The organism is Archangium lipolyticum (assembly GCF_024623785.1).
GTDB lineage: Bacteria > Myxococcota > Myxococcia > Myxococcales > Myxococcaceae > Archangium > Archangium lipolyticum.
The window spans coordinates 264,331-288,112 of record NZ_JANKBZ010000012.1; the positions used below are offsets into that span (position 1 = coordinate 264,331).

Genomic DNA, 23,782 nt, shown 5'->3' on the forward strand with positions numbered 1-23,782 from the left:
CCCTTCGGGGCGGCGCCCCCTTCTTCATTTCCTGCCGGGCTTCGGCGTCAAGGAAACGGGCATGTCCGCGTGGGGCACGGCGAGGCAGACGTCGTCGCGGCCCCGGGCCTTGGCGGCGTACATCGCGAAGTCCGCCGCGCGCACCAGGTCCACCGCCGATAGGGCATGTTCCGGGTAGGTGGCCACTCCCAGGCTCGCCGTCACCTGCAGTTCCAGCCCCTGCGACTGCTGGAAGCGCCGGCCACGGAAGGCGTCGCGAATCCGGGTGGCGCTCGTCATCGCCCCGTCCGTGCCCGTCTCCACCAGCAGCAGGGCGAACTCGTCCCCGCCGTAGCGGAAGACGTAGTCCAGCTGCCGGCAGCAGGAGACGAGCAGCTCGCCCACCTCCTTCAACACCGCGCTGCCCACCAGGTGCCCGTGCGCATCGTTGATGGACTTGAAGCGGTCCAGGTCCAGGAAGACGAGCGACACCGGGTGGTGGAAGCGCTGCGAGCGCCTCACCTCGTGCTCCAGCTGCGCGCGCAGGTGCCGGGCGTTGTACACCCCCGTGTGCTCGTCGGTGATCGTGAGCTCCTGCACCCGCCGGAAGTTTCGCGCGTTCTCGATGGCGATGGCCGCGAAGTCCGCGATCGCCGTCAGCGCCATCAGGTCCTCCTGGGTGAAGGGCCGGTCCGTGATGCCGTTCACCAGCTCGATGACGCCCAGCACCCTCCCCCGGGCAATCATCGGCACGGCCACGATGGAACGGGTACGGAACGCCGAGGCGGCGTCGAACCGGGCCGCGAAGGCCGGGTCATGTGACACGTCCTCCACCAGCCGGGCCGTCCCCGTGGAGAAGACGGTGCCGGCAATGCCCTCTCCCGGGGCCAGCTGTAGCCCCTTGAGCACGTCCGCCCCCTCCCCCACGGCGACCTCGAAGTACAGCTTCCCCGTGCGCTCGTCCTGAAGGAGGAGCGACCAGTTGCGGGGCCGTAGCAGGCTACGCACCTTCTCCATCACCAGGTTCAACACCTCGTGCAGCTCCAGCGTCGAGGTGAGCGCCTTGGCGATGTCGTTGTAGGCGGCCAGCTGCTCCACCGTGCGCGTCATGGCCGCGAGCAGGTCCGCAGGATTCATCCAGAGTCCACTCCAGGGCGCAGTTCTGCTAGAGGCGAGCCGTAACATGCACACACCAGTGGGTCAAACAAGGCTCGTCCTCGCGTCCGCCTCGCCGCGTCGGCGCGAGCTGCTTGGTCAGCTCGGATTGAGCTTCGAGGTGTCCGCGGCGGATATCGACGAGACCCCCCGGCAGGGTGAACCGGCCACGGCCTACGTGCTGCGTCTGGCCCAGGAGAAGGCCCGAGCGGTGATGGCCCGCCACCCCGGGGCCTGGGTGCTGGCGGCGGACACCACCGTCGCGCTCGGGGATGAGCTGCTCGGCAAGCCCCAGGACGCGGCGGAGGCCCGGGGGATGCTCGGCCGTCTGTCCGGTAGGACACACGAGGTCCACACCGGGGTCGCCCTGGCCGGGCCGGGCGGCGAGCACTCCACCGTGGTTCGCACCCGTGTCGTCTTCCGATCACTCACCCTGGGGGAGATCGACTGGTACGTGGGCACCGGCGAGCCCCTGGACAAGGCGGGCAGCTACGCCGTCCAGGGCAAGGGTGGCTTCCTCGTGGCGGCGGTGGAGGGCAGCCCCACCAACGTCATCGGGTTGCCCCTGGGCGAGACGCTCGAGCTGCTCGCCCGGGCCGGCGTCCCCCTCCCCTGGAGGGCCCCATGAGCACCGTCGCCGAGCGGCTGGCGGAGATCCAGGCCCGGGTGGCCGCGGCGTGCGCCCGCTCGGGACGGGCCCCCGGGTCCGTCACCCTGGTGGCCGTCTCCAAGCTGAAGCCGGCGGCCCTCATCCGGGAGGCGTACGCGGCGGGACAGCGGGACTTCGGGGAGAACTACGCGCAGGAGCTCCGGGACAAGGCCGCGGAGCTGGCGGACCTGGAGGGGCTGCGCTGGCACGCCATCGGGCCGCTGCAGACGAACAAGGTGAAGTACGTGGCCAAGGCCGCGCACGCCTTCCACGCGCTGGACAGGCTGGAGGTGGCCCAGGAGCTGTCCCGCCGCCGGCAGGACGCCCCCATCCCCTGCTACGTGGAGGTGAACGTGGGCGGTGAGGCCTCCAAGAGCGGGCTGGCCCCGGAGGCGCTCGGGCCCTTCCTGGAGTCCGCGCGGGCGCTGCCCGGGCTGCGCCTGGAGGGCCTCATGTCGCTGCCCCCGCCCACCGAGGACGAACAGGTGGCGCGTGGCTACTTCCGCACCCTGCGGGAGCTGGCCCGCCAGCACGGACTGACGGGCCTGTCCATGGGCACCACCCACGACTTCGAGCTGGCCATCGAGGAAGGCGCCACCCTGGTGCGGGTGGGCACCGCCATCTTCGGCGAGCGGACCTGAGCCGAGGAGGCCCCCGCCCGGGGCCTCACAGCGTCTTGAACTTGAAGCGGCCGTCGTCCGAGCCCTTCACCAGGAACTCGCTGCCGCAGTAGTTGCAGAGCAGCTCCTGCCCGTCCGCGAGCGCATCCTCGAGCGGGTTGTTGGCGTTGCACTCAGGACAGTCGAAGTCCTTGCGAGCGCTCTTCGAGCCCGAGTCCTTCTCGTCCTCGTCCTCGTAGTGGTTCAACGGCATCGCGTGTCTCCTCCCGGCGCTGGGGGGCCGGCTGGTAGGCCCCAGGCTACCAGCGCCTCCGGAACTTCTTCCAGGCCCGGTCGGATGCTGGACGACCAGCCCCTACCCGCTGTCCGGCCGGACGGGCATGAACGGCGGAATCCACGGTTGAATGGTGCCTTCGACCATCCGTCCATGGGCATGCAACCGGGACAGTCGGAACAGGCGGTGGAGTTGGCGCGCCAGGATGGGGCTGCCTACCTTCCCCGCCTGCCAACTGGCCAGGTCGCGGGGTACCCAGCCAGGAGCCATTGATGCGTAAGCAGTTCAGGGGAGTGTCCACCGGTTTGCTGTTCGGCCTCGCGCTGTCGGGGACGGCCCTGGCCCAGGGACAGACGGCCTTTGGTCCCGGTGAGCAGGCGCGCTACCGCGTCCACTACCTCGGGATGACGGCGGGCACGGCCCAGGTGACGGTGGGCGCCCCCATGAAGCAGTGGGGCAAGGAAGTGTGGCCCATCGTGGCGGTGGCGAAGACGGACTCGGTGGCCGGGGTGTGGCCCATCAAGGACAAGTTCGTCTCCTATTGGGACTTCGGCGCGCAGCGGGTGCTGGGCTCGGACATGCACGAGGACGAGAACAACCGGCGCCGCCGCGTGCGCGTGAAGCTGAGCGAGGACGGCAGGTCCGCGCACGTGGTGAAGCAGAAGGAGGGCGAGACGCCCCGCGAGTACGACCACGAGCTGGCCGAGGGCACCCTCGACGTCGCCGGGGCCACCTTCGCGCTGCGCAACCGCGCGCTGGAGGTGGGCAAGGAGTACAGCTACCCCGTCTTCACCGGCTCGAAGAGCTTCCAGATGAAGGCGAAGGTGGAGTCCAAGGAGACGCTCTCCACGAGGCTGGGGAAGCAGGAGGTGTACCGGATGCGCGTGTACACCGAGTTCTCCGGCAACCTGGCCTCCAAGCGCGACATGGTGGTGTGGATGACGGCGGACGCGCGGCACCTGCCGGTGCGCATCGAGGCGGACCTGGCCCTGGGTTCGCTCGTCGCCGAGTTGACGGGGTACGAGCAGGGCAAGGTCATCGCGCCAGCTCCGGCGGTGGCCTCCGGGAACGGAACCTAGACGCGCGGCCCCGGATGGCCGTGACAGGGGGGACACATGGGGGCGGGTTGGTTGGCGGAGGGGTTGCTCGCTGGACTGTTGGCCGCGGCACCCGAGCCGCGAGTGGTGTCCGCGCTGGAGAAGGTCCGGCCGGGAGTGGAGCTGAAGGGCGAGAAGGAGGCCCGGCTGAGCCTCGCGCGCGGTGAGTGCGAGGCCGCCCAGGTGGTGCTCCCCCCGGGCACCTCGAGTGTCCGGGTGAAGCCGCTCTCCCTGCGCGGGCCGGGCAAGGGGGAGCTGAAAGCCTCGGTGTGGCGCGAGGCCTTCCTGGACGTGAAGACGCCCTCCAACTCCCAGGGAAGCACGGGCCCGTGGCCGGATCCGCTGGTCCCCGTGGAGGCCCCGCCAGGGCCGAAGGGTGTGCCCACCGTCCTCTATGTGGAGCTGTGCGCGCCGGAGTCCCAGGCGCCAGGCACGTACCAGGGCGCGCTGCGCGTGGAGGCGGAGGGCAAGGCCCTGGCCTCCGTTCCCTTCACCGCGGAGGTGCAGCCCTTCGTCCTGCCTGCCACCTCCTCACTGCCGAACAGCTTCGGCGTCTCGCTCTACAGCATCGCCCGGAGACACGGGTTGAAGCCCGAGTCCCCCGAGGCCCGCGAGCTGCTGCGGGCCTACGCGGGCGAGCTGCTGGCCCACCGAATCAGCGCCCACGGCATGAGCATGGAGCCGCCACCGGTGCGCTTCGAGGGCGGCAAGGCGGTGGTGGACTTCCGCGCGTACGACGCGGAGATGTCGCCCTTCCTGGAGGGGACGGCGCTGGCCTCGGGGGCCCGCTTCACCACCGCCGAGGTGCGGGACAACCCCACGGCCCGCACCGACAAGGAGAAGGCCGCGTACTACCGCGCCTTCGCCGAGCACTTCCGGCAGAAGGGCTGGCGCGCGCAGCTGTTCTTCTACGCCAAGGACGAACCGAAGCCCGAGGACGTGGCGCTCGTGCGCACCCAGGCGCTGCGGGTGCGCGCGGCCGGCAAGGACGTGCCGGTGCTCGTCACGGCTCCGCTGGATGACGCACTGCGTGGCTCGGCGGACATCCTCGCCCCCACCCTCAACTGCTTCTTCCCGCGCCCCGGGCCGCAGACGTGCCGCAACGTCGTCTCCGCCCAGGCGCTCCGGGGCAAGCTCGACCCCCACGTGAAGGTGTGGTGGTACCAGAGCTGCAACTCGCACGGCTGCACCGGCGGCCCCGCCGAGGACCCCGCGGTGGAGAAGGTCTACGGCAGCTGGGCCTCCTACATGGTGGACCACCCCGCCCCGCTCAACCGGGCCATGGGGCCGCTGGCCTTCCTCTCCGGGGTGGACGGCGAGCTCTATTTCGACACCGTCTACGCCTACAACACGAAGGACCCCTGGCAGGACATCTTCGAGTTCGGCGGCAACGGGGACGGCACCCTCTTCTACCCGGGCACCCCGGAGCGGCCCGGCTTCACCCGCCACCAGCCCGTGGTGTCCCTGCGCCTCAAGCACATCCGCGACGGGCTCGAGGACTACGAGTACCTCCGGCTGCTGGAGGAGCTGGGTGATCCGGCCTTCGCCCGGGAGGCCGCGCGGAAGCTCGCCCGCTCGGGGTATGACATCGAAACGGACACCCGGCAGTGGGAGCAGGTGCGCCGGGAGGTGACCACCCGGCTGAGGAAGCGCTGGGAAGCGTCCGAATACGTGAAGCGTTCGGGCGTCCGTTCGAAGTGACCCGGAGACTCTTCATGGAATCATCGCCGATGATGACCGTCATGCGCCCTACCCTCGCGGCCCTCCTCGTCTGCATCTCCTCCGCTGCCTGGGCCCAGTTGCCGGATTCGGAGTCTCCCGCCGAGGAGAACAAGGCGCAGAAGCCGGCCCCGGCTCCGGCCAGGGTCGCCCCCTGCGGGCAGCGCCTGCCCGTCCTCCGCAACCCGCTGGCCTTCGCCCCGGGCGAGCTGCTCGAGTTCGACCTCGACGCTATGGGCGCCACCGCCGGGAAGATGACCATGCAGGTGCAGAAGAAGCAGGACGGCTCCCTGCCCGTGCAGATCAAGGTCCAGACCAACTCCTTCTTCTCCAAGGTGCGCAAGGTGGACGCCACCGCGGTGAGCTACCTGCACCCCAAGACGCTCCGGCCCTCGCGCTACACCGAGGACGCCACGGAGAACGAGGTGCGCCGCACCGTGGACGTGGCCTTCAACTCCAAGGACCGCAGCGTCCGCGTGAACTACACCCAGAAGGGCAAGCCGGGCACCAACAACTACTCCTACGACCACGAGGGCCTGGACGTCGCCGGCACCATCTACATGATGCGCCAGCTCCCCCTGAAGGAGGGCCTGCCCGTGTGCTTCGACGTCTACGGCGTGCGCCGCATGTGGCGCATGACCGGCACCGTGGTGAAGCGCGAGCACGTGTCGATGCCGCTCGGCGAGTTCGAGGCCTGGCACCTGTCGGGCACCGCAGTGCGCCTGGACAAGCCCTCCATGTCGCGCGAGGTGCACGTGTGGATCACCGACGACGAGCGCCGGCTGCCGCTCGCGGCCGTGGGCAGCATCGACCTCGGGGCGGTGCGCGCCACCCTCACCTCGTACTCCCGCCCGGGAGAGAAGGCGAAGCAGGCCCAGGGCAAGGAGCAGCTCAAGTGGTAGACGTCTGACGCATCAACCCCGCCGCCTGCGACAGTCGGCGGCGGACCCGCGTCACCACGTCCATCAGCACGTCCAGCCGCTGCAGCACGAGGTAGTCGTCCCCCGCGTCGACCAGCGACATGGGCGAGAGCGACCCCGGCTGGAGCGCATCGAGCACATCGGTGAAGTGCGCCTCGACGTCACCGAGCGCATCGAGTCCCTCGCGGAGATCATCCTCCAGGAAGTCCAGCAGCACGGTGGCGTCGGCACGCTCGGGTAGCGCGTGGCCGAGGTGCTCCATCGTCTGACGGAGCGGATCGGCCCCCGCGCGGCGCAGCGTCGCGGGGGCGGCAACGAGGGCGGCAGCGGGTGTTGTCATGTGCGACAAGCTACAGGCCGGTAGCAGGGGGTCAATTTTTCGCACCGGCCGCCCCGGATACCCTCACCCCTGCCCTCTCCCAGAGGGAGAGGGAGCTGACACGGTCAGGGCGCGGGAGCAGCGCCACCCGGAGCCGCTCCCGTGGTGCCAGTCACCGAGGGCACCAGGCCCGGAGTCGTCACCGGCGTCGTCGCGCCCGGAATGGCCGTGGCCGCCGATGCCGGAGAACCGGGGAGCGTGCCCGTGATGGGTTGCGTGTTGAGCGGCGGCGGACTGGCGATGAGCGGTGCCGCGGGCTGCGCGTTGATGGGCTGCGGCGTGGAGACGAGCGGCACCGGCTGCTGCGCGTTGATGGGCTGCGGCGTGGAGACGAGCGGCACCGCGACCGTCCGGGACTGCGCGGTCCCCGGCGTCTGAATCACCCCGGCCGCTATCCGGGGACCACCGAAGGCGAAGCCCGACCCCGTGGGCACTCCGGGAACCGACGACACCACGGAGAACGAGCCACTGGTGGTCAGCTGGGTGGGCTGCTGCGTCGACGCCTGGGGCACGAAGCCGCTCACCGTGGTGGGGGGCAGCTGGCTGGAGGTCGTCTGACGCTCGGGGTTGAGGAAGTTGCCCGGGAGGGGGTTCGTCTGCACCCCGGGGAACTGCGCGTCGAAGTCACCGGGCGAGGCGGGCGAGCCCACGCTGATCGCCACCCGTCCCGTGTTGTCCGGCGACACGAAGTTGGGAGGGATCGTCGCCGGCCGCGTTCCGTCCGGCAGCGCATCGGGCTGGTCGGCGCGAGGACGCGTGGTCGCCACGCGGCCCGGGTTGTCGAAGGTCACCGCCGTGTCATCCAGGGACCGTGCGACCCCCGGCAGGGTGATGTCGGTCTCCGGTGTTCCCTGCTGCGTCCCCGCCTGGGCCGGCAAGCCGGTCCCCAGCGTGGCCCCCGACTGCGTGCCCGCCACGGCCCCCGTGCCCGTCTGTCCGGTGCCCGCCAGTCCGGAGCCCCCGACACCCTGCTGCTGCTGCTGTTGCTGCGACGAGGTGGTGGGAACGGACGCGGGCGAGGACCCGCCCGGCACCGGCGTGCTCGGCGGCGGCACCCCGGCGAACAGGCCCGCCGCGGGCATCGCCGCGACCGAGGGCACCGAGGCCCCATCAACCGTAATGGCCACGTCGTCGAAGCCGAGCTGGATGAAGCCACGCGGCTCGGACGCGGGCGGCAGGTTCCAGACCAGCACCTCCACCTCGGTGTCTCCCTGCCGGGCCACCGGCAGCACGCGGAAGGTGTCGTCGTCCGCGTGCGCCCCATGGCTCAGCGCCGAGGCATAGATGAGGGCCGTGTCCGAGAGCAGCGCCCCGTTGCGCCACACGCGGCCCACGCCCCACACCGCCGCCACCGCGTGCACCTGCGTCGTGGTGGAGAAGCCGAGCCCCGACATGCCGTGCAGGGACTGGTTCAGCACCACCCCGCCCCCGATGGGCTGGGCCGGCGGTGGGGGCAACGCGCCCGTCACGGTCCCGGACAGGGCCTGGGCAGGCGGGAAGCCCGCCCGGTCCAGCTCCACCCGATACGACTCACCCGCGATGACGAAGGTGGCGACAAGGCTCCCGGAGTCACCGTAGGTGGCCCGGGGATCGCCAATACGGTCCCTCACGGTCAACTCGACCGAGCCGGTACCCCGCTCGAAGAGGTCCGTGAAGGGAACGTTGCCTTGTGTGAAGAAACCGACGTTCCCCACCGAGCGAGCGGTGACCTCGGGACCGTCGAAGCTGAAGCCGTCCGGGCCGGCCGTGAGCAGCCCGGCGAGCATGACACTGGAGAGGATTCCCGCCATCGACACTGCCTCCTCCAGGGAGGGTAGGCAGCGAAGGCGGGGGTTGCCGCCCTGAGCGGCCGAGCGGGCCAGCGCCCGCCCGTCCGGCTGGTGCCTAGATGAGGCCCCGAGCGCGGCGGATCTGCTCCACCGTCTTGTTGTACTCGATGTCGAAGGCGCTGGTGCCCTCCTGCAGGTGCTTCAGGCGGGAGCGGGCCTCCTTGTCGATCTCCTCGTCCACGTCCAGGTGCTTCTTCATCACCACGTGGATCTTCTGCCGGAGGATGTTGTCGGCGGCGTACACCTCCTCGACGTTCCGGCTGATGAGGAGGAATTCGATCATCTGGTTGATGACGTATTCGATGCCCTCGTCGCCCATCTTGAAGCCGCGAACGTCGGCCATCTCACGTTTGACCTGGTTGAACTTGGAGTAGTCGTACCCGCGACGCTCCAGGGCCTCGCGCGTGGCCTGGTTCACGCGCTCCTCGTTGGCCAGGTACTCGCGCATGATGGCGGACAGGTCCATCTCGGCGTCAGCCACGCGCATCGGCTCCACCTCGATATCCCCGTCCTGCATCAACCTTTGGACGACCTCCCGGGAGATGATCGGGATCACCTTTGGATAGAGCCTCATGTCGGTCCCTCGTCCTCTGAACACATATCGACTGGACCCGTTCGCTATAAATCAGCGTGAAGCCCAGTCGCAATGAAAAACCCCAGGAACATCGCGGATTCAGCGGCCTTATGCCGTTCCGCTTTCGAGCGGAAATTAATCACGGCGAGCCGGGTGGCGACCCTTCTTCTGACTTTTCGTCCACCAGGGCACCCGCATCCGCCAGGGAGGCTTCGCGGATGGGATCCTCCGAATCCTCCTCGGGGTGGCCATGGAGCGCCGCGTGGACCCGCTCGGCCACCGTGGGCCCGAGCACCTCGGCCAGCTCCTCGATGGTGGCCTCGCGAACACGCTTGAGCGAGCCGAAGTGGCGCAGGAGCAGCTTCTTGCGCACCTCCCCCACCCCGGGGATGTCCTCCAGGACGGAGTGGAAGTTGCCCTTGCGCATGCTCTTCTGCTGGAAGGTGATGGCGAAGCGGTGGGCCTCGTCGCGCAGGCGGGCGAGCAGATAGAGCTCCGCCGAGTTCTGCCGCAGGACGATGGGATCCTTCCGGTGGGGGATGAACACGCGTTCCGGGCTACGGGCGCTCTCCTCGTCCCGGTCGTGCACCTCCTGGTCCCGGCTCTTGGCCAGGGAGATGATGTCCACGCCCTCGACGCCCAGGTCCTTCGCGGCGGCGAGCGCGCTGGCGAGCTGTCCCTTGCCTCCGTCGATGACCAGCAGATCGGGCAGGTCCCCCTCCTCCTGGCCGCGTTGGAGCCGCCGGGTGATGACCTCGTGCATGCTGGCGAAGTCGTCCTGCTTCTCCAACGTCTTGATGCGGTAGCGGCGGTAGCGGGACTTGTCGATCTCCCCATCGGTGGCGGCCACCTGGGAGGCGACGATGCTGGCGCCCTGGAAGTGAGAGATGTCGAAGCACTCCATGCGGCGCGGCAGGTTGCGCAGGTGGAGCCGCTCCTGGAGCCGGCGCAGCACCACCTCCGTCTCGTCCTTGGTGCGGCGGCGCTCGATCGTGGCCTGCTCGGCGTTCTTCTGCGCCATTTCCACCAGGTCGCGCTTCTCGCCGCGCTTGGGCACCATCACGCGCACCCGCTCGCCCTTGCGCTCGGTGAGCAGCGCCTCCAGGCCCTCGCGCTCCTCGATGTCGAGCGGGAGCAACACCTCCTCGGGGACGAAGTTGCCCTGGTCGTAATAGAGGTTGACGAAGGAGGGCAGCAGCTCCTCGTCGGGGAACTCCTGGCTGCCGAGTGGGAAGGCCATGCCGCCGTTGAGCCGGCCCTGGCGCACGTAGAGGACGTAGACGAGCAGCCGATCCCCCTCGCGGTGGGCGGCGAAGACGTCCTGGTCCTTGAAGTCGGTGGTGGCCACCTTCTGGCGCTCGAGGCTGCGCTCGATGGCGAGCAGCTGGTCGCGGATGCGCGCGGCCTCCTCGAACTTGAGCTCGCTGGAGGCCTGCTTCATGCGCGCGCGCAGCCCGTCCACCAGCTCGCCCGCCTTGCCCTCCAGGAAGAGGATCACCTCGTCCACGCTCTTGCGGTACTCCTCCACGGAGACGGGGTAGACGCAAGGCGCGGGACAGCGGCCGATTTGGTGCAACAGACAGGGCCGCTTGCGGTTGGCGAGCACGTGGTCCGTGCACGTGCGCAGGTGGAAGAAGCGGTTGATGATGCGCAGGGTCTCGCGGATGGCGCTCGCGCTGGAGTACGGGCCGAAGTAGCGCGCGCCGTCCTTCTGGTACTTCCGCACCACTTCCAGCCGCGGGTAGTCCTGGGAGCGGTCGAGCCGCAGCGAGATGTACTGTTTGTCGTCCTTGAGCAGGACGTTGAAGCGCGGCTTGTGCTTCTTGATGAGCTCGTTCTCGAGGAGGAGGGCTTCCTTCTCGTTGTGGACGAGCACCGTCTCGAGGTCGCCGAGGAACCGGTCCAGCAGCGACACGAAGGCGCGCGTGTCCCCGGTGCGGGTGAAGTACGAGCGCACGCGGTTGCGCAGGTTGACCGCCTTGCCCACGTAGATGATCTCACCCTGGCGGTCCTTCATCAGGTACACGCCGGGCTCGGTGGGCAGGGCGTCCAGCTTGGCCTGGAGCTTCGCGTCCATAAGGGGTTAGCGGCTCTTCCTCGGTCCGATGCCCGTCTTGCCGTGAGGGGGTCCACCGGTGCCCTTGCCGCGCGACGGGCCTCCCCGCTTTCCACCCGCGCCGCGAGCGCCGGGCATTCCGGCCTTCTTCTCATCGGCGGGCTTGAGCGGGGCCTTGAGCAGCGAGCGGCTGGGGGGCTTGAGACCCAGCTCCATGTCCTTGAGCAGCAGGATGCGATCGCGCAGCTCCGCGGCCTTCTCGAACTGCATCTGGTCCGCGTAGTGCGTCATGTCCTTGGTGAACTCGCCGATGAGGCGCTTGATCTCCTTGGGCTCCAGCACGTCGTTGGCCGAGTCGGCGGCCATGGGCAGCTCGGACGGGTCGGCGTCATAGAGGTGCTCGGACAGGTCGAGGATGTGGCTCTTGACCGCCCGGGGCGTAATCCCGTGCTGCTCGTTGTAGGCGCGCTGCACCTCGCGGCGGCGGTTGGTCTCCTCGAGGGCCAGCTTCATCGAGTCCGTCATGCCCTCGGCGTACATGATGACGCGGCCGTTGAGGTTGCGCGCGGCGCGGCCGATGGTCTGGATGAGGGACACGTGGCTGCGCAGGAAGCCTTCCTTGTCCGCGTCGAAGATGGCCACCAGGGACACCTCGGGGATGTCGAGGCCCTCGCGCAGCAGGTTGATGCCCACGAGCACGTCGAACTCGCCCTTGCGCAGGTCGCGGATGATGGCGGTGCGCTCGATGGCGCCGATGTCCGAGTGCAGGTAGCGCACCTTCACGCCCACGTCGGCGAGGTACTCGGTGAGGTCCTCCGCCATGCGCTTGGTGAGGGTGGTGACGAGCACGCGCTCCTGCTTCGCCACGCGCTTGCGCACCTCCTCGAGCACGTCATCCACCTGGTTGCGCGCCGGGCGCACCTCCACCTCGGGATCCATCAGGCCCGTGGGGCGGATGATCTGCTCCACCACCACGCCCTTGGACTTCTGCAGCTCGTACTCGGCGGGAGTGGCGGAGACGAAGATGGCCTGCTGCACCATCTCCTCGAACTCGGTGAACTTGAGCGGGCGGTTGTCCAGGGCGCTGGGCAGGCGGAAGCCGTGCTCCACCAGCGTCTCCTTGCGCGAGCGGTCCCCCCGGTACATGGCGCCGATCTGCGGCACCGTCTGGTGGCTCTCGTCGATGAGCACCAGCATGTTGCGCGGGAAGTAGTCCAGCAGGCACGGCGGCGGCTCGCCGGGCATCCGGCCCGAGAAGTGCCGCGAGTAGTTCTCGATGCCGTTGCAGTACCCCACCTGCTCGATCATCTCGAGGTCGTACATCGTGCGCTGCTCCAGGCGCTGGGCCTCCAGCAGCTTGCCCTCGTGCTTGAACTGCTGGAGCCGCTCGGACAGCTCGTCGCGGATGGTCTGCAGCGCGCGCTTGCGCGTGTCCACCTCGGTGACGTAGTGGCTCGCGGGGAAGATGACGATCTTCTCCAGCTCGCCCAGCGTCACGCCACGCAGGGGATCGAACTCGGTGATCTTCTCCACCTCGTCGCCGAAGAAGCTGACGCGTACGGCGCGCTCCTCCTCGTAGGCGGGAAACACTTCCACGGTGTCGCCGCGAGCGCGGAAGGTGCCGCGGTGGAAGTCGAGATCGTTCCGGTCGTACTGGCTCTCCACCAGCTTGCGGATGAAGCTGTCTCGGCCCAGCTCGGCCCCCACGTTCACCTTCACGGCCATGTCCACGTACGAGCGCGCGGCACCGAGGCCGTAGATGCAGGACACGCTGGCCACGATGATCACATCGTCGCGCGTGCGCAGCGAGTGCGTGGCCGAGTGGCGCATCCGTTCGATCTCATCGTTCACCGAGGAGTCCTTCTCGATGAACGTGTCGGTCGTGGGGATGTACGCCTCGGGCTGGTAGTAGTCGAAGTAGGAGACGAAGTACTCGACGGCGTTGTGCGGGAAGAGCGCCTTGTATTCGCCGTAGAGCTGCGCGGCCAGGGTCTTGTTGTGCGCGATGAGCAGCGTGGGCCGCTTCACGTTGGCGATGACGTTGCCCATGGTGAACGTCTTGCCCGACCCCGTGACGCCGAGCAGCGTCTGGTAGCGGTCCCCGCGCAGCACGGCCTCGGTGAGCTCACCGATGGCGCGCGGTTGGTCGCCCTGGGGCTTGTAGTCGCTGACGAGTTGGAACTCAGGCATGGCCCGAGGTTTAACACCCGGAGTGAGGGGATGCCGGGTGCAAAACGTCCATCCGCGAGAGGGTGAACGAAGCGAGCGCTACCTCGCCTCCTGGGATTTCAGGTCTTCGAGCGCCTGAAGGCGCGGGGCCTCGAACTCGTCCCCCTTGTTCCAGCGGGGCAGCTCCCTCGTCCGGGCCACGTTCGCCCCCAGGAGGAAGAAGAGCCGCACGTCCTCCACCGCGCCGGAGAAGTCCCAGTCCGGAGTCAGCTCGTCCGAGGGCTGGTGGTAGTGCTGGGCCTCCCATTTCTCCCGGCGCTCCTTGCCCCACCCCGGCGGCCGGCCGATGAAGTCCATGCCGCTGCTGAAGTAGGCGGCGGGAATGCCCAGCCGGGCGAAGTTGAACTGGTCCGAGCGGTAGAAGAACCCCCGGTCCGGCAACTGGTCCGCCTTCACGACGCGCCCCTGCGCCCGGACCAGCGCCGTCAGCAGGGGGTCCAGCGAGGACTTGCCCAGTCCGATGACCGTCACGTCCCGCGTGCGCCCGTGGATGTTGAGCCCGTCGATGTTGATGTTGGCCGCCACGCGCCCCGGTGGCACCGGCAGGTGCTCGGCGAGGTACTGCGAGCCCAGCAGCCCCTGCTCCTCCGCCGCCACCGCCGCGAAGAGGATGGAGCGCGGCGGCGCCTTCGGCAGTTGGGAGAAGGCCCTGGCCACCTCGAGCAGCGCCGCCACACCGGACGCGTTGTCCACCGCCCCGTTGTAGATGGCATCCTCGCCCGGCTTCGCGTCCTCCTTGATGCCCAGATGGTCATGGTGCGCCGTGTAGAGCACCACCTCCCGGGACAGCTTCGGGTCGCTCCCCTGCAAGAGGCCCAGCACGTTCGCCGTGGGCCGGCGCCGCACCTGGTTGGCGAAGCGCGTGGACACCGTCCCCCCCAGTGGCACCGGCTGGAAGTCGCGCTTCTGCGCCGCCGCTCGCAACACGTCCAGATCCTTCCCTCCCAACTCCACCACCCGCCGCGCCGCCGCCTCCGTCATCCACCCCTTCACCTGCAGGCGCGGCTTCTCCCCCAGGGCCGGCAGCTCGAACTGCTCGCCCGACCAGGACGTCTGCACCACCTGCCACGAGTACCCCGCGCTCGGCGTCGTGTGGATGATCAGCGCCCCCGCCGCCCCCGTCTTCGCCGCCTGCTCGTACTTGTAGTCCCACCGGCCATACCTCAGCCGCGCCTTGCCCCCGAACAGCTCCGGGTCGTCCTCCGGATCATTGTTCAGGATGACCAGCGTCTTGCCCCTCAGATCCTTCCCCTTGAAGTCGTCCCACCCGAACTCGGGCGCCTGGATGCCGTAGCCCACGAACACCAGCTCCGACTCCCGCAGCGCCACCTCCGCCGTCTGCGCTCCCGACGTCGCGATGAAGTCCTCGTGGTACTGGAGCTCCGTACGACTCGCGCCGCTCGTGATGCTCAGCGTCTTCGGGTGGCCCGTCATGCCCACCAGCTCGAGCGGTTGGAGGTAGCTCCCGTTCGTCCCGGCGGGCTTCAGGCCCAACAGCTGGAACTGCGTCGCGATGTACTGCTGCGCCAGCGCGTCACCCCGTGTCCCCGGGCCTCGGCCCTCGAGCAGATCCGAGGCCAGGAAGCTCACGTGCGCCTGGAGATCCTCGGCCCGGATGGTCCGGGACGCGGATTTTTCGGACGGAGTGGTGAGCTGCGCGTTCGCGGCCAGCGGGAGGAGGCACAGGGCGGTGAGGAGCACCAGCATTCGCTTCATGGCTCGTGTGCCCCTAACACGACCTGTAGGGTGCCGCAGGCGGTTTCGTCACTCGGATGGTTGGACGGTAGACCCTCACCCCAGCCCTCTCCCAGAGGGAGAGGGGGTTGTTTCTCAGGCGCTCGGTTGCTCGGGTGCCGCTGGCGCGGCCACCTTCCACACCGTGCCTCCCGCCGTGTCCATGCTCTCGACGCCCAGTGCCTTGAGCTCTTCGCGCAGCCGGTCCGCCTCCGCGAAGTTCTTGGCCTTGCGCGCATCCGCACGCGCCTGGAGCAACTGCTCCACCTTCGCCACGTCGATGCCCCGCTCCTTCACCGCCCGATCGCGCCGCCGCAGCAGCCACTGCGCGGGCTCGTCCTCGAACAGGCCCAACACCCCCGACACCTTCCGCACGCTCTCGCGCAGCGCCTGCAGCGTCCGCCCCACCTGCGCCTTGTCCTTCACCGGCGGTTTGTCCGTCAGCTCGTTCATCTGCGCGAACAGTCCCGACAGCACCCCGAGCGCCCCCGCCGTGTTGAAGTCGTCGTCCATCTGCGACTCGAACTCCGTCAGGAACCGCGCCGGCTCGCCGTACAGCGCCCCCTTGCCGAAGTCCTTCCCGCTCACGCGCTCGTCCACCTTGCGCAGCGTCTCGTAGAAGTACTCCATGCGCTGCTCCGCGTCCGCCAGGCCCTTGTCCGCGAAGCCCAGCGGGTGCCGGTAGTGCGTCGACAGGAAGAAGAAGCGCAGCGCCTCCGGATCCACCTTCCCCAGCGCGTCCCTCAGCCTCACCACGTTCCCGAGCGACTTGGACATCTTCGCCCCCTCGAGATCCAGGAAGCCGCAGTGCATCCAGTAGCGCGCGAACGTCTTCCCGCTCGCCGCCTCGCTCTGCGCGATCTCGTTCTCGTGGTGGGGGAAGATCAGATCCAACGCCCCTCCGTGGATGTCGAACGTCTCCCCGAGGTACCTCGCGCTCATCGCCGAGCACTCGATGTGCCAGCCCGGCCGCCCCTTGCCCCAGGGGCTGTCCCACGCGGGCTCCCCCGGCTTCGCCGCCTTCCACAGCGCGAAGTCCAGCGGCTCGTGCTTCTGCTCGCCCGGCTGCACCCGCTCGCCCGCGCACAGGTCGTCCACGTTCCGCTTCGACAGCTTCGCGTACTCCGGGTACTTCCTCACCGAGAAGTACACGTCCCCCCGCGACTCGTACGCCACCCCCCGCGCCACCAGCTTCTCGATGATGCCGATGATCTCCGGCAGGTGGTCGCTCACCTTCGGCGACACGTCCGGCTCCAGCAGGTGCAGCGCCCGGGCATCCTCCCGGAACGCCTCCACGAACCGCGCCGCCAGCTCCACCGCCTGCTCGCCCGTCTCATGGGCCGCCTTGATGATCTTGTCGTCTACATCCGTGTAGTTGCGCACGTACTTCACGTCGAAGCCGCGATAGCGCAGGTAGCGCACCACCACGTCGAACGAGGTGAACGTCCTCGCGTTGCCGATGTGGATGTAGCTGTAGACCGTCGGGCCGCAGACGTAGACCCCCAGCTTGCCCGGCACCGCCGGCTCCAGGGTCTCCTTCTGCATCGTCATCGTGTTGAAGAGGCGAATCGATGCTGCGGCCACGTTCTCGAACCTCCGCGAATCCGTCCGGGGTGGAACGCCGGACTCTAGGACTTCCCCACGGCCTCGACCACAAGTGCCTGACAGAACGGTAAAAGGACGGTGAACACTGCCTCCCCCTGAGCACTCCAGGCAGCCGAAAAAGGACGATCCTCCGCCTTTCTGGTGGCTCCCTATCTCCGTCTGCCGCCAAATCTGGGAGAATGCCCCCCGATGACCCCTCCCAATCCCAAGCGCCCGCCCCGCTCGCCCGGCTCCCCTGGGGATTCGGCGTCGCGCCAGGATGCGGAGGTGGAGCTCCCCTTCGACGACGATGAGGTAGCCCCACTCCAGGCGGACGACCCCCGCCCCCAGCGCGTCCCCCAGTACCCCGCCGGAGCCCGCCCCCGCCGCCGCCGCCCCGGGAGCCCCTCGCGCGAGGCCCGCGACCGGGAGATGCCCGCCCGCTTCGACTCCGGCGAGTACGAGGACCCCGGCCACGCTCCCGCCTTCCTCTACGTCGAGCGCGGTCCCGGTGCCGGTCAGCTCCTCCCCGTGAAGCAGGGCGTGCTCGTGCTCGGCCGCGCCTCCACGTCCGACCTGCGTCTCCAGCACCCCTCCATCAGCCGCCGCCACGCCCAGCTCACCCGCCGCGGGGATCTGCTCACCCTCAAGGACCTCGGCAGCCAGAACGGCACCTACGTCAACCGCGACCGTCTCTCCACCGAGGTCGTGCTCCACCCCGGCGATGAGATCGCCCTCGGCAACGCGCTCCTGCGGCTGCGAGGACCCGGCCCCACCCCCGAGCGGTCCCGGGCCTCCTTCAGCAGCCCCACCTCGTCGCTCCGCGTCGGCATGAGCTCCCGCCGCCTGGTGCTGCTCGCCGCCGCCACCGGCTCCCTCGTGGCCGTGTTCCTCACGCTCGCCGCGGTGCGGCTCGTGCGCTCCCGCGGAGAGGTGGCTGGCCCCGAGGAGCTGGTGGAGCCCGTGTACCCGGCCGAGGCCTCCCTGGCCGTGACTCCCGAGGAGTCCTACGAGGCTTCGAGGACCGACCTGGTCGAGCCGCTCCAGGCCGAGCCGGCTCTCCTTACCGAGCGGTCGGGTGGGAAGACGCGAGGAGCGGTCGGGACGCGGGCACTCAGTGCGCAGGCCCTCGTGGAGACCTCGAAGGGCTCCGGCTCGAAGCAGCGGAAGGTCGTCTCGAAGCCCCCGCCTGCCGAGTCTCGTTCCGCCGCCCAGGACTCCGCTGACGAGGCCGAAGCCGAGGCCCGCTCCCGATATGAGGCCGGCAATGTCGAAGCCGCCCTCGCACTCGCCCGGAGCGCCCACCTCGAGGCCCTGGCCTCCACGCTCTCCCGCTTCCAGGCCGAGTGGATTGCCGGCAACGCCGCGCTCGCCGCTCGCGATTCCGCTTCCGCGCTTCAGCACCTGTCCAACGCCCGTGAGCTCGATCAGGAGCTCGCGAATGGTTGGGGCACCTATGCGCCCTTGATTCGCAAGGCGCTCGCGCAGGCACAGATGCAGGAGAATAGGCAGGGGAACGAGCGGTAGACCCTCACCCCGTCCCTCTCCCAGGGGGAGAGGGCTGAACCCGGGGACCCCGAGACCCTCACCCCGTCCCTCTCCCGGAGGGAGAGGGGTGGAAGCGCTTTTGGAGGCCTCGGATCAGCAGTGCGCCGTTGGCCACGATGAACGTCACCAGGACCAGCGCGATGAAGGGCACCCCTTTGTCCCCTCCGGGTCGTTCACCCTCCACCACCAGCCACAGCTTTCCGTCCTTCGGCTGCACCTCCCCCCACTCCCTCAACAGCTTGAAGCCTTCCTGGTATCGTCTCGCGTCTTCCTCCGACAGCAGCCGCCCTCTCACCCCAAAGGGTCTCTGGTCCGGCTGTCTCGGCACCCGCCCCGGAGCCCACTCCTCCCCAGGCAGCGCATGCCGGCGCACCAGGAACGGCGACTCGCGCAGGCCCACCACCACGTACACGTCCTCACCGTCTCTCCCGTAGGCCCCTCGGGCCGTGGGGATTCCGTGCACCTGCACGTAGCGGTTGGATTCCAGCACGTCGTACCGGTACGCCCCCTCCGCTCCCAGCGTCAGCGGCGTCCTCGGTGAGAAGAAGTACGTCAGATCCTTCCACAGCAGTCCCAGCAGCACGCCCCCCACCACCATCGCGAACACCGCCACCGGCGCCCGCACCCCCACCCCACGCCGGCGGATCCGCGCCTCCAGCTCCGCGATGCGCTCGTCCCGCTCTTCCCGCAGCTCCGACTCGTTCGACATGAAAAAACCCCGGTCCCCACCTTCGGGGAACCGGGGCTTTCTAACTCCGCCTCAGGACGGCTAGGCGATGTTGAAGATCTTCTTCAGATCCGTCTCGATCTCTTCCTCGGAGCAATCCTTGGCCAGCGACAGCTCCTTGATGAGCAGCGAGCGCGCCGTGTCCAGCATCTTGCGCTCACCGAACGACAGGTCCTTGTCTCCCTTGAGGAGGTACAGGTCGCGAAGTACCTCGGCGATTTCGAACACCGAGCCCGTCTTGATCTTCTCCATGTACTCCCGGTAGCGACGGTTCCACGTCGTGGAGTCGACCGAGATGTCCTTCTCCTTCAGGATGGAGTAGACCTGCTTGACATCCTCTTCGCTGATGATCTCCCGGAGGCCGACCGATCCCACCTTGTTGATTGGGATCATGATCCGCATCCCGTTCTCCAGGATGCGCAGCACATAGAAGGATTGGCGCTGCCCGGCTACTTCGGTGTGCTCGATACCCATCACCTCGCCGACACCCTGCCCCGGGTAAACCGCCTTATCGCCGGTCTTGAAGCTCGTCTGCACTCGTTACCGCCTCCTTACGATGGCTTGGCTTGACACCCGGCCTCAGAAAGCAGAGCACGAGTACCACAATCGACCCCTTCCAGCAACATTGAAGCCTTGACCCGCCCGGATTTTCCCGACTAGCCTGGGGACCTTTGTGTGTATGCGCTCGCTCGGTAGGGCGGTGCACCACGACGGGATGGATCGGGTGGGTGGTGGGGGTGGATGGTGGGCCGGTACTCGTGGCGCGATCTGACCGCGCGTCCTCTTTTCTTTCCCGCTGTGAGCCTCATGCTCGGCGCGGGTCTGGCCTTGAGAACGCATGTCATTGGTGGATTATTCCAACTAATGGCTGCCTCGGCCCTCGGGATTCTCTCCCTGTGGCTCGCTCGCCTGCCTGGCGCCCATCTGGGCGTGCTCCTGTGTCTGGGCTTCACCGGTGCGGGTCTGGCCACCCTGGAGGCCGGAGCCGATGTGCCTCATGCCCTCGAAGCAGGAGGCACCACGGTGCTGGAGGGCGAGGTGGAGCGCGTGGACCGCTTCGAGGACTCCACGCGCCTCCTGCTCGCGGTGGCCCGTGTGGGCCAGGGCGCCGGGAGCCCCGCGCGCTTCCACGCGAGCCTCTATGTCCATGGAGAACCGCCCCCGCTCCTGCCCGGACAGCGCCTGCGCGCGGAGGCGAAGCTCAAGCCGCTCGAGCCCGCTTCGAACCCTGGAGAAAAGGATTTGTCCGCGACCCGGCGGCGGCAGGGGCTCGCCTTCTCCGGCAGCATCCAGGGCTCGCGGTTGCTCGTGCTGTCCCCTCCTTCCGGCTGGCGCCAGTACCTGGTGCGCACGCAGGAAGGGCTCTCCCAGGCGGTGCGCGCCGTGGCCCCCTCGCCCGACGCCGCGGCCCTCTTCCTCACCCTGGCCGCCGGACAGCGCGCCGCGCTCGATGACTCCCTGGAGGAGGACTTCTCCCGGAGTGGACTCGCGCACGTACTCAGCGTGAGTGGGCTGCACGTGGCTGCGCTCGCGCTGATGACGCTGGCGCTGCTGCGCCAGGTGTTCGTCCGGGCCGGGGCGCGGCTGAGGAGCCTGCGCCGGGTGGATGCCCGCCGGCTGGCGGCCCCCGCCTCCGTGCCCTTCGTCTGGGCCTATGTCGTCTTCACCGGCAACCAGCCACCCGCGGTGCGCTCGGCGGTGATGGCCACCGTGGTGCTGTTGGGGCTCGCGCTCTGGCGGCGGGCCGATGGGCTCAACAGCCTGGCCACCGCCGCCGCGGTGCTCGTCGCCTGGGCGCCCTCCAGCGTCGTCGACCTGTCGCTGCAGCTCTCCTTCCTCGCCGTCTTCAGCCTGTTGCTGCTCACCCCCGCCCTGCGCGAGGCCATTCCCCTCCCGCCTCCGGACCCCAAGGAGTCCCACCGGGTGAAGCGCCTGCTCGCGAGCACCCGGGAGACGGTGCTGGAGACGTTCTGCGCGAGCGCCGCGGTGACGGTGGCCAGCATGCCCCTGGTGGCGGGCACCTTCGGCCGCGCGAGCCTCGCCGGCCTCGTCTCCAACATCGTCTGCATGCCCCTGTGCGGCCTGCTCACCGGCTTCGCGGCGGGCGGCGCGGCCCTCTACGTGGTGGCGCCCGTGCTGGCCACTCCACTGCTGTGGGGCGGGGCCTGGGTCTCGGAGCTGCTCCTCTGGCTCACCCGCTTCTTCGCGCACGTGCCGCTGGCCACGATGGACCTGCCCTCCTTCGGCGTCACGGCTTCCCTGCTCTACGCCGCGGGGCTCGCATGCTGGGCCCTCGGTGAGCGGCGCTGGCGTCTCGGTGGGCTCCTCGCCCCCTTGGGGGTGGTGCTCGTCATCCTCCTGCCTCGCCTCGCTCCCGAGCCCGGTCTGCGCATCACCTTCCTGTCCGTGGGCCAGGGGGACTCGATGGTGCTCAGCTCTCGCGGGCACCATGTGCTCCTCGACGGAGGCGGCGTGCCCGGGGGCGCGGACCCGGGGCAGCGGGTCATCGTCCCCTTCCTGAAGGCCTCGCGCATCGACAAGCTGGACCTGACCGTCCTCTCCCATCCCCACCCGGACCATGCGCTCGGGCTCGTCTCCACCCTGGCGCAGGTGCCCACCGAGCGACTCTGGCTCTCCGCTGGCAGCGCGGACGGGCCCCTGTCGAAGCAGCTCATCGCCGCGGCCAGGGAGGCCCAGGTGGAGGAAGTACAGCTCGGACACCCCACCTACGCGCTGGGAGAGGCCACCCTGGAGGTGCTCGGCCCTCCCGAGGACCGGGAGTTGATGGAGGGCGTGAACGACAGGAGCGTGGTGCTCCTGGTGCGCCACGGCGACGTCACCGTGCTGCTCCCCGGCGACGTGGAGGAAGAAGGCGAGGCCGCGCTCCTGGCGACCGGGAAGCTCGGACGGGTGACGGTGCTCAAGGCCGCCCACCATGGCTCGCGCACGTCGTCCACGGAGGAGCTCCTCGAGCGGGTGCGCCCCCGGTATGTCGTCTTCTGCGTGGGCCGCCGCAACCGCTTCGGCTTCCCCCATCCGGAGGTGGAGGAGCGTTACCGTTCCCAGGGCACCGAGTGCCTTCGTACGGATGTGCACGGTGCCATCACCCTGGAGAGCGATGGGAAGGACGTCCGCCTGAGTGCCTTCCTGCCGCCCGCGGCCCCGGCTCCCGAGTCCCAGGTTGCCCCGGTGGCCTCGCGTCCCCAACCTTGAGGCGATGATCTCCGAAGACCTCGATCTGCGGCAGCTCACCGCCGACCTGAAGAACCGTCTCGCCCCGGGCGAGCCCGTGGGTTACCTGCGTGGCAAGTCGCTCATGCGCGACATGCTCGTCGACATGAAGGGTTTCTCCGAATACGAAGCCGAGGAGCTCATCGACACCCTCGAGCTGCGCGGCTTCCTCCGCTTCCTGGGGGACCCCACCGAGCGCTCCATCGCGGACGCCCACTGGGAGATCTCCCCGCACTCGTAGCGGCTACTCGAAGACGAGCAACCCGAAGCGCGGCAGCGCATGGAAATCCCCCACGAAGAGGGGGGAGAAGGCCTGGCCTTCCACCTGCCGCCGCTCCAGGTGCTCCAACCGGTAGAGGTTGAAGCGCCAGCGGTCGCCCTTGGCCGGGGGCAGGTGAGGCACCTCGGCCAGCCGGGCGAAGGGGATGCGCATCTCCACCCGCCAGCCCTCGTCGCGGTCCGACGGCTCGTCCAACGTGCCGCGCACCTTCACCGCCGTCGTCATCCCCGAGTCCCAGCCCAGGTCCATTCCCTGCCGGCGCGCGGGGAAGTAGGCGTCGAACGTGACGTTGTGCGGAGACACCTGCATCTCGTTGTAGGTGCGCCCGTCCGCGTTGGCGTCGAGGAAGATCTCCACCACCTCCTGCTCGTAGATGGGCTCGTCCCGCTTGCGCAACGTGCCCCAGACGTCCGGATCCTCCACGTCGAAGGCGACGTAGAGGTGCTGGTCGTCGTAGGCCAGCCGAGCCTCGGTGCGCAGCGAGGCCGGGCGGCCATCGAAGCTGCCGCGGAGCACCACCGGGGCAGCGTCCTTCCACACCGCGTCGTCGAGCACCCCATCGATGGCCGGGGCCTTCGCCGCACGGCGGACGCTGTACTCGGGCAGCGAGGGGGCGGCCCCACCCAGCTGCGGGCCGAAGATGCGGTTGTCGCCCATGTGCGCGCTCGGGTCATCCACCGGGAGGCGCGCATCCCCCTGCCAGAAGCCGAGCACCACCCGGCCGGGTGACGGAGGCATGGGCACCGTGTGGACGTCCTCCACCACCTTGCCCACGGGCCAGGAGCCCAGCGGCGCCGCGCCCGCGGCGAAACCGTGGTCCGCGTTGACCATCATCTGCCCGGTGGAAGGGTCCACCACGTGCACGAAGAACTCCCAGCCCTGGGGCATGGGGCGCAGGGCCTCGAAGTAGTGCGAGAGCTGCACCGGCTGGCCGGGCACCGCCACCGGCGGGGAGACGCGCGTGCCGAGGTAGCGCACCCCGCCGCCCGCGAACGTGGCCCCGCTGCGCCAGGTGAGGTCCGCCGGCGCGGCGTCCAGCACGCGGGCCTGGGCGGGGGGCGGCAGGGCCTTGGCGCGGGGCTTCGGACCGGCCTGCTCGTCGCGGCAACCGGTGGCGAGCAGCGTGAGCGACAACAACGTCAGGAGGCGGAAGGGGGGGCGCATCGAGGCCGGGAATCCTAGGGCTCCCCCTGGCGGA

The 23,782-nt window shown here is 69.2% G+C and carries 20 protein-coding genes; 8 read left to right on the forward strand and 12 right to left on the reverse strand.

Annotated elements, in window-relative coordinates:
* Positions 1-24: 24 nt before the first annotated feature.
* Complete coding sequence (locus NR810_RS25910) at positions 25-1,116, reverse strand: GGDEF domain-containing protein (protein WP_257456214.1); 1,092 nt, start codon at positions 1,114-1,116, stop codon at positions 25-27.
* Between the two features lie 46 nt (positions 1,117-1,162).
* Between NR810_RS25910 and NR810_RS25915 the strand changes: the two genes are divergently transcribed.
* Together NR810_RS25915 and NR810_RS25920 are read left to right on the forward strand one after the other, a co-directional pair.
* The gene (locus tag NR810_RS25915; protein ID WP_257456215.1) at positions 1,163-1,762 is read left to right on the forward strand and encodes a Maf family protein; all 600 of its coding nucleotides are present in this window, start codon (positions 1,163-1,165) and stop codon (positions 1,760-1,762) included.
* Entirely contained in the window at positions 1,759-2,424 is a 666-nt protein-coding gene (locus tag NR810_RS25920; protein ID WP_257456216.1) for a YggS family pyridoxal phosphate-dependent enzyme, read from the forward strand. Before NR810_RS25915 ends, NR810_RS25920 begins: the two co-directional genes overlap by 4 nt.
* A 25-nt stretch (positions 2,425-2,449) precedes the next feature.
* Here the strand turns inward: NR810_RS25920 and NR810_RS25925 are convergent, their stop codons facing one another.
* Complete coding sequence (locus NR810_RS25925) at positions 2,450-2,656, reverse strand: hypothetical protein (protein WP_257456217.1); 207 nt, start codon at positions 2,654-2,656, stop codon at positions 2,450-2,452.
* A 293-nt stretch (positions 2,657-2,949) separates the two neighbouring features.
* Between NR810_RS25925 and NR810_RS25930 the strand changes: the two genes are divergently transcribed.
* From NR810_RS25930 to NR810_RS25940, 3 genes are read left to right on the forward strand one after another with little or no spacing between them, the layout of a single operon-like run.
* Positions 2,950-3,756 (forward strand): DUF3108 domain-containing protein, encoded by an 807-nt coding sequence (locus NR810_RS25930; protein ID WP_257456219.1) that lies wholly within the window; start codon positions 2,950-2,952, stop codon positions 3,754-3,756.
* Between the two features lie 36 nt (positions 3,757-3,792).
* Positions 3,793-5,475: a DUF4091 domain-containing protein gene (locus NR810_RS25935; protein WP_257456221.1), complete on the forward strand. Its 1,683-nt coding sequence runs from the start codon at positions 3,793-3,795 to the stop codon at positions 5,473-5,475.
* A 32-nt stretch (positions 5,476-5,507) separates the two neighbouring features.
* Positions 5,508-6,395 carry a DUF3108 domain-containing protein gene (locus NR810_RS25940; protein WP_257456288.1) on the forward strand — a complete coding sequence of 296 codons (888 nt, stop codon included), beginning with the start codon at positions 5,508-5,510 and terminating at the stop codon, positions 6,393-6,395.
* Here the strand turns inward: NR810_RS25940 and NR810_RS25945 are convergent.
* From NR810_RS25945 to cysS, 7 genes are all read right to left on the reverse strand, one after another.
* A complete protein-coding gene (locus NR810_RS25945; RefSeq protein WP_257456223.1) occupies positions 6,385-6,753 on the reverse strand; it encodes a hypothetical protein in 369 nt (122 codons plus the stop codon). The genes NR810_RS25940 and NR810_RS25945 overlap by 11 nt on opposite strands.
* Positions 6,754-6,857: 104 nt before the next feature.
* Positions 6,858-8,582 carry a hypothetical protein gene (locus NR810_RS25950; protein ID WP_257456224.1) on the reverse strand — a complete coding sequence of 575 codons (1,725 nt, stop codon included), beginning with the start codon at positions 8,580-8,582 and terminating at the stop codon, positions 6,858-6,860.
* A gap of 94 nt (positions 8,583-8,676) precedes the next feature.
* Positions 8,677-9,195: a DUF507 family protein gene (locus NR810_RS25955; RefSeq protein ID WP_204220251.1), complete on the reverse strand. Its 519-nt coding sequence runs from the start codon at positions 9,193-9,195 to the stop codon at positions 8,677-8,679.
* A gap of 139 nt (positions 9,196-9,334) precedes the next feature.
* Complete coding sequence (gene uvrC, locus NR810_RS25960; protein WP_257456226.1) at positions 9,335-11,272, reverse strand: excinuclease ABC subunit UvrC; 1,938 nt, start codon at positions 11,270-11,272, stop codon at positions 9,335-9,337.
* A gap of 6 nt (positions 11,273-11,278) precedes the next feature.
* Entirely contained in the window at positions 11,279-13,441 is a 2,163-nt protein-coding gene (gene uvrB / locus NR810_RS25965) for an excinuclease ABC subunit UvrB (RefSeq protein WP_257456227.1), read from the reverse strand.
* Between the two features lie 78 nt (positions 13,442-13,519).
* Positions 13,520-15,196, reverse strand: a complete 1,677-nt coding sequence (locus NR810_RS25970) for a M28 family metallopeptidase (protein ID WP_257456229.1) — start codon at positions 15,194-15,196, stop codon at positions 13,520-13,522.
* Positions 15,197-15,310: 114 nt separating this feature from the next.
* Positions 15,311-16,798: a cysteine--tRNA ligase gene (cysS, locus tag NR810_RS25975; protein ID WP_257456231.1), complete on the reverse strand. Its 1,488-nt coding sequence runs from the start codon at positions 16,796-16,798 to the stop codon at positions 15,311-15,313.
* A 210-nt stretch (positions 16,799-17,008) separates the two neighbouring features.
* Here cysS and NR810_RS25980 point away from each other — a divergent pair, with 210 nt between their 5' ends.
* Complete coding sequence (locus NR810_RS25980) at positions 17,009-18,325, forward strand: FHA domain-containing protein (RefSeq protein WP_306818507.1); 1,317 nt, start codon at positions 17,009-17,011, stop codon at positions 18,323-18,325.
* Positions 18,326-18,383: 58 nt separating this feature from the next.
* On the opposite strand, the gene NR810_RS25985 is transcribed toward NR810_RS25980, so the two are convergent.
* Together NR810_RS25985 and NR810_RS25990 are read right to left on the reverse strand one after the other, a co-directional pair.
* Positions 18,384-19,055: a hypothetical protein gene (locus NR810_RS25985; RefSeq protein ID WP_257456233.1), complete on the reverse strand. Its 672-nt coding sequence runs from the start codon at positions 19,053-19,055 to the stop codon at positions 18,384-18,386.
* 60 nt (positions 19,056-19,115) lie between these two features.
* Positions 19,116-19,610 (reverse strand): CarD family transcriptional regulator, encoded by a 495-nt coding sequence (locus NR810_RS25990; RefSeq protein ID WP_257456234.1) that lies wholly within the window; start codon positions 19,608-19,610, stop codon positions 19,116-19,118.
* A 327-nt stretch (positions 19,611-19,937) separates the two neighbouring features.
* Here NR810_RS25990 and NR810_RS25995 point away from each other — a divergent pair, with 327 nt between their 5' ends.
* Complete coding sequence (locus NR810_RS25995; protein ID WP_257456235.1) at positions 19,938-22,286, forward strand: DNA internalization-related competence protein ComEC/Rec2; 2,349 nt, start codon at positions 19,938-19,940, stop codon at positions 22,284-22,286.
* 4 nt (positions 22,287-22,290) lie between these two features.
* Positions 22,291-22,545, forward strand: a complete 255-nt coding sequence (locus NR810_RS26000) for a hypothetical protein (protein ID WP_257456236.1) — start codon at positions 22,291-22,293, stop codon at positions 22,543-22,545.
* A 3-nt stretch (positions 22,546-22,548) separates the two neighbouring features.
* On the opposite strand, the gene NR810_RS26005 is transcribed toward NR810_RS26000, so the two are convergent.
* Positions 22,549-23,748, reverse strand: coding sequence for a carbohydrate-binding family 9-like protein (locus tag NR810_RS26005; RefSeq protein ID WP_257456237.1), 1,200 nt, complete (start codon positions 23,746-23,748; stop codon positions 22,549-22,551).
* Positions 23,749-23,782 lie beyond the last annotated feature (34 nt).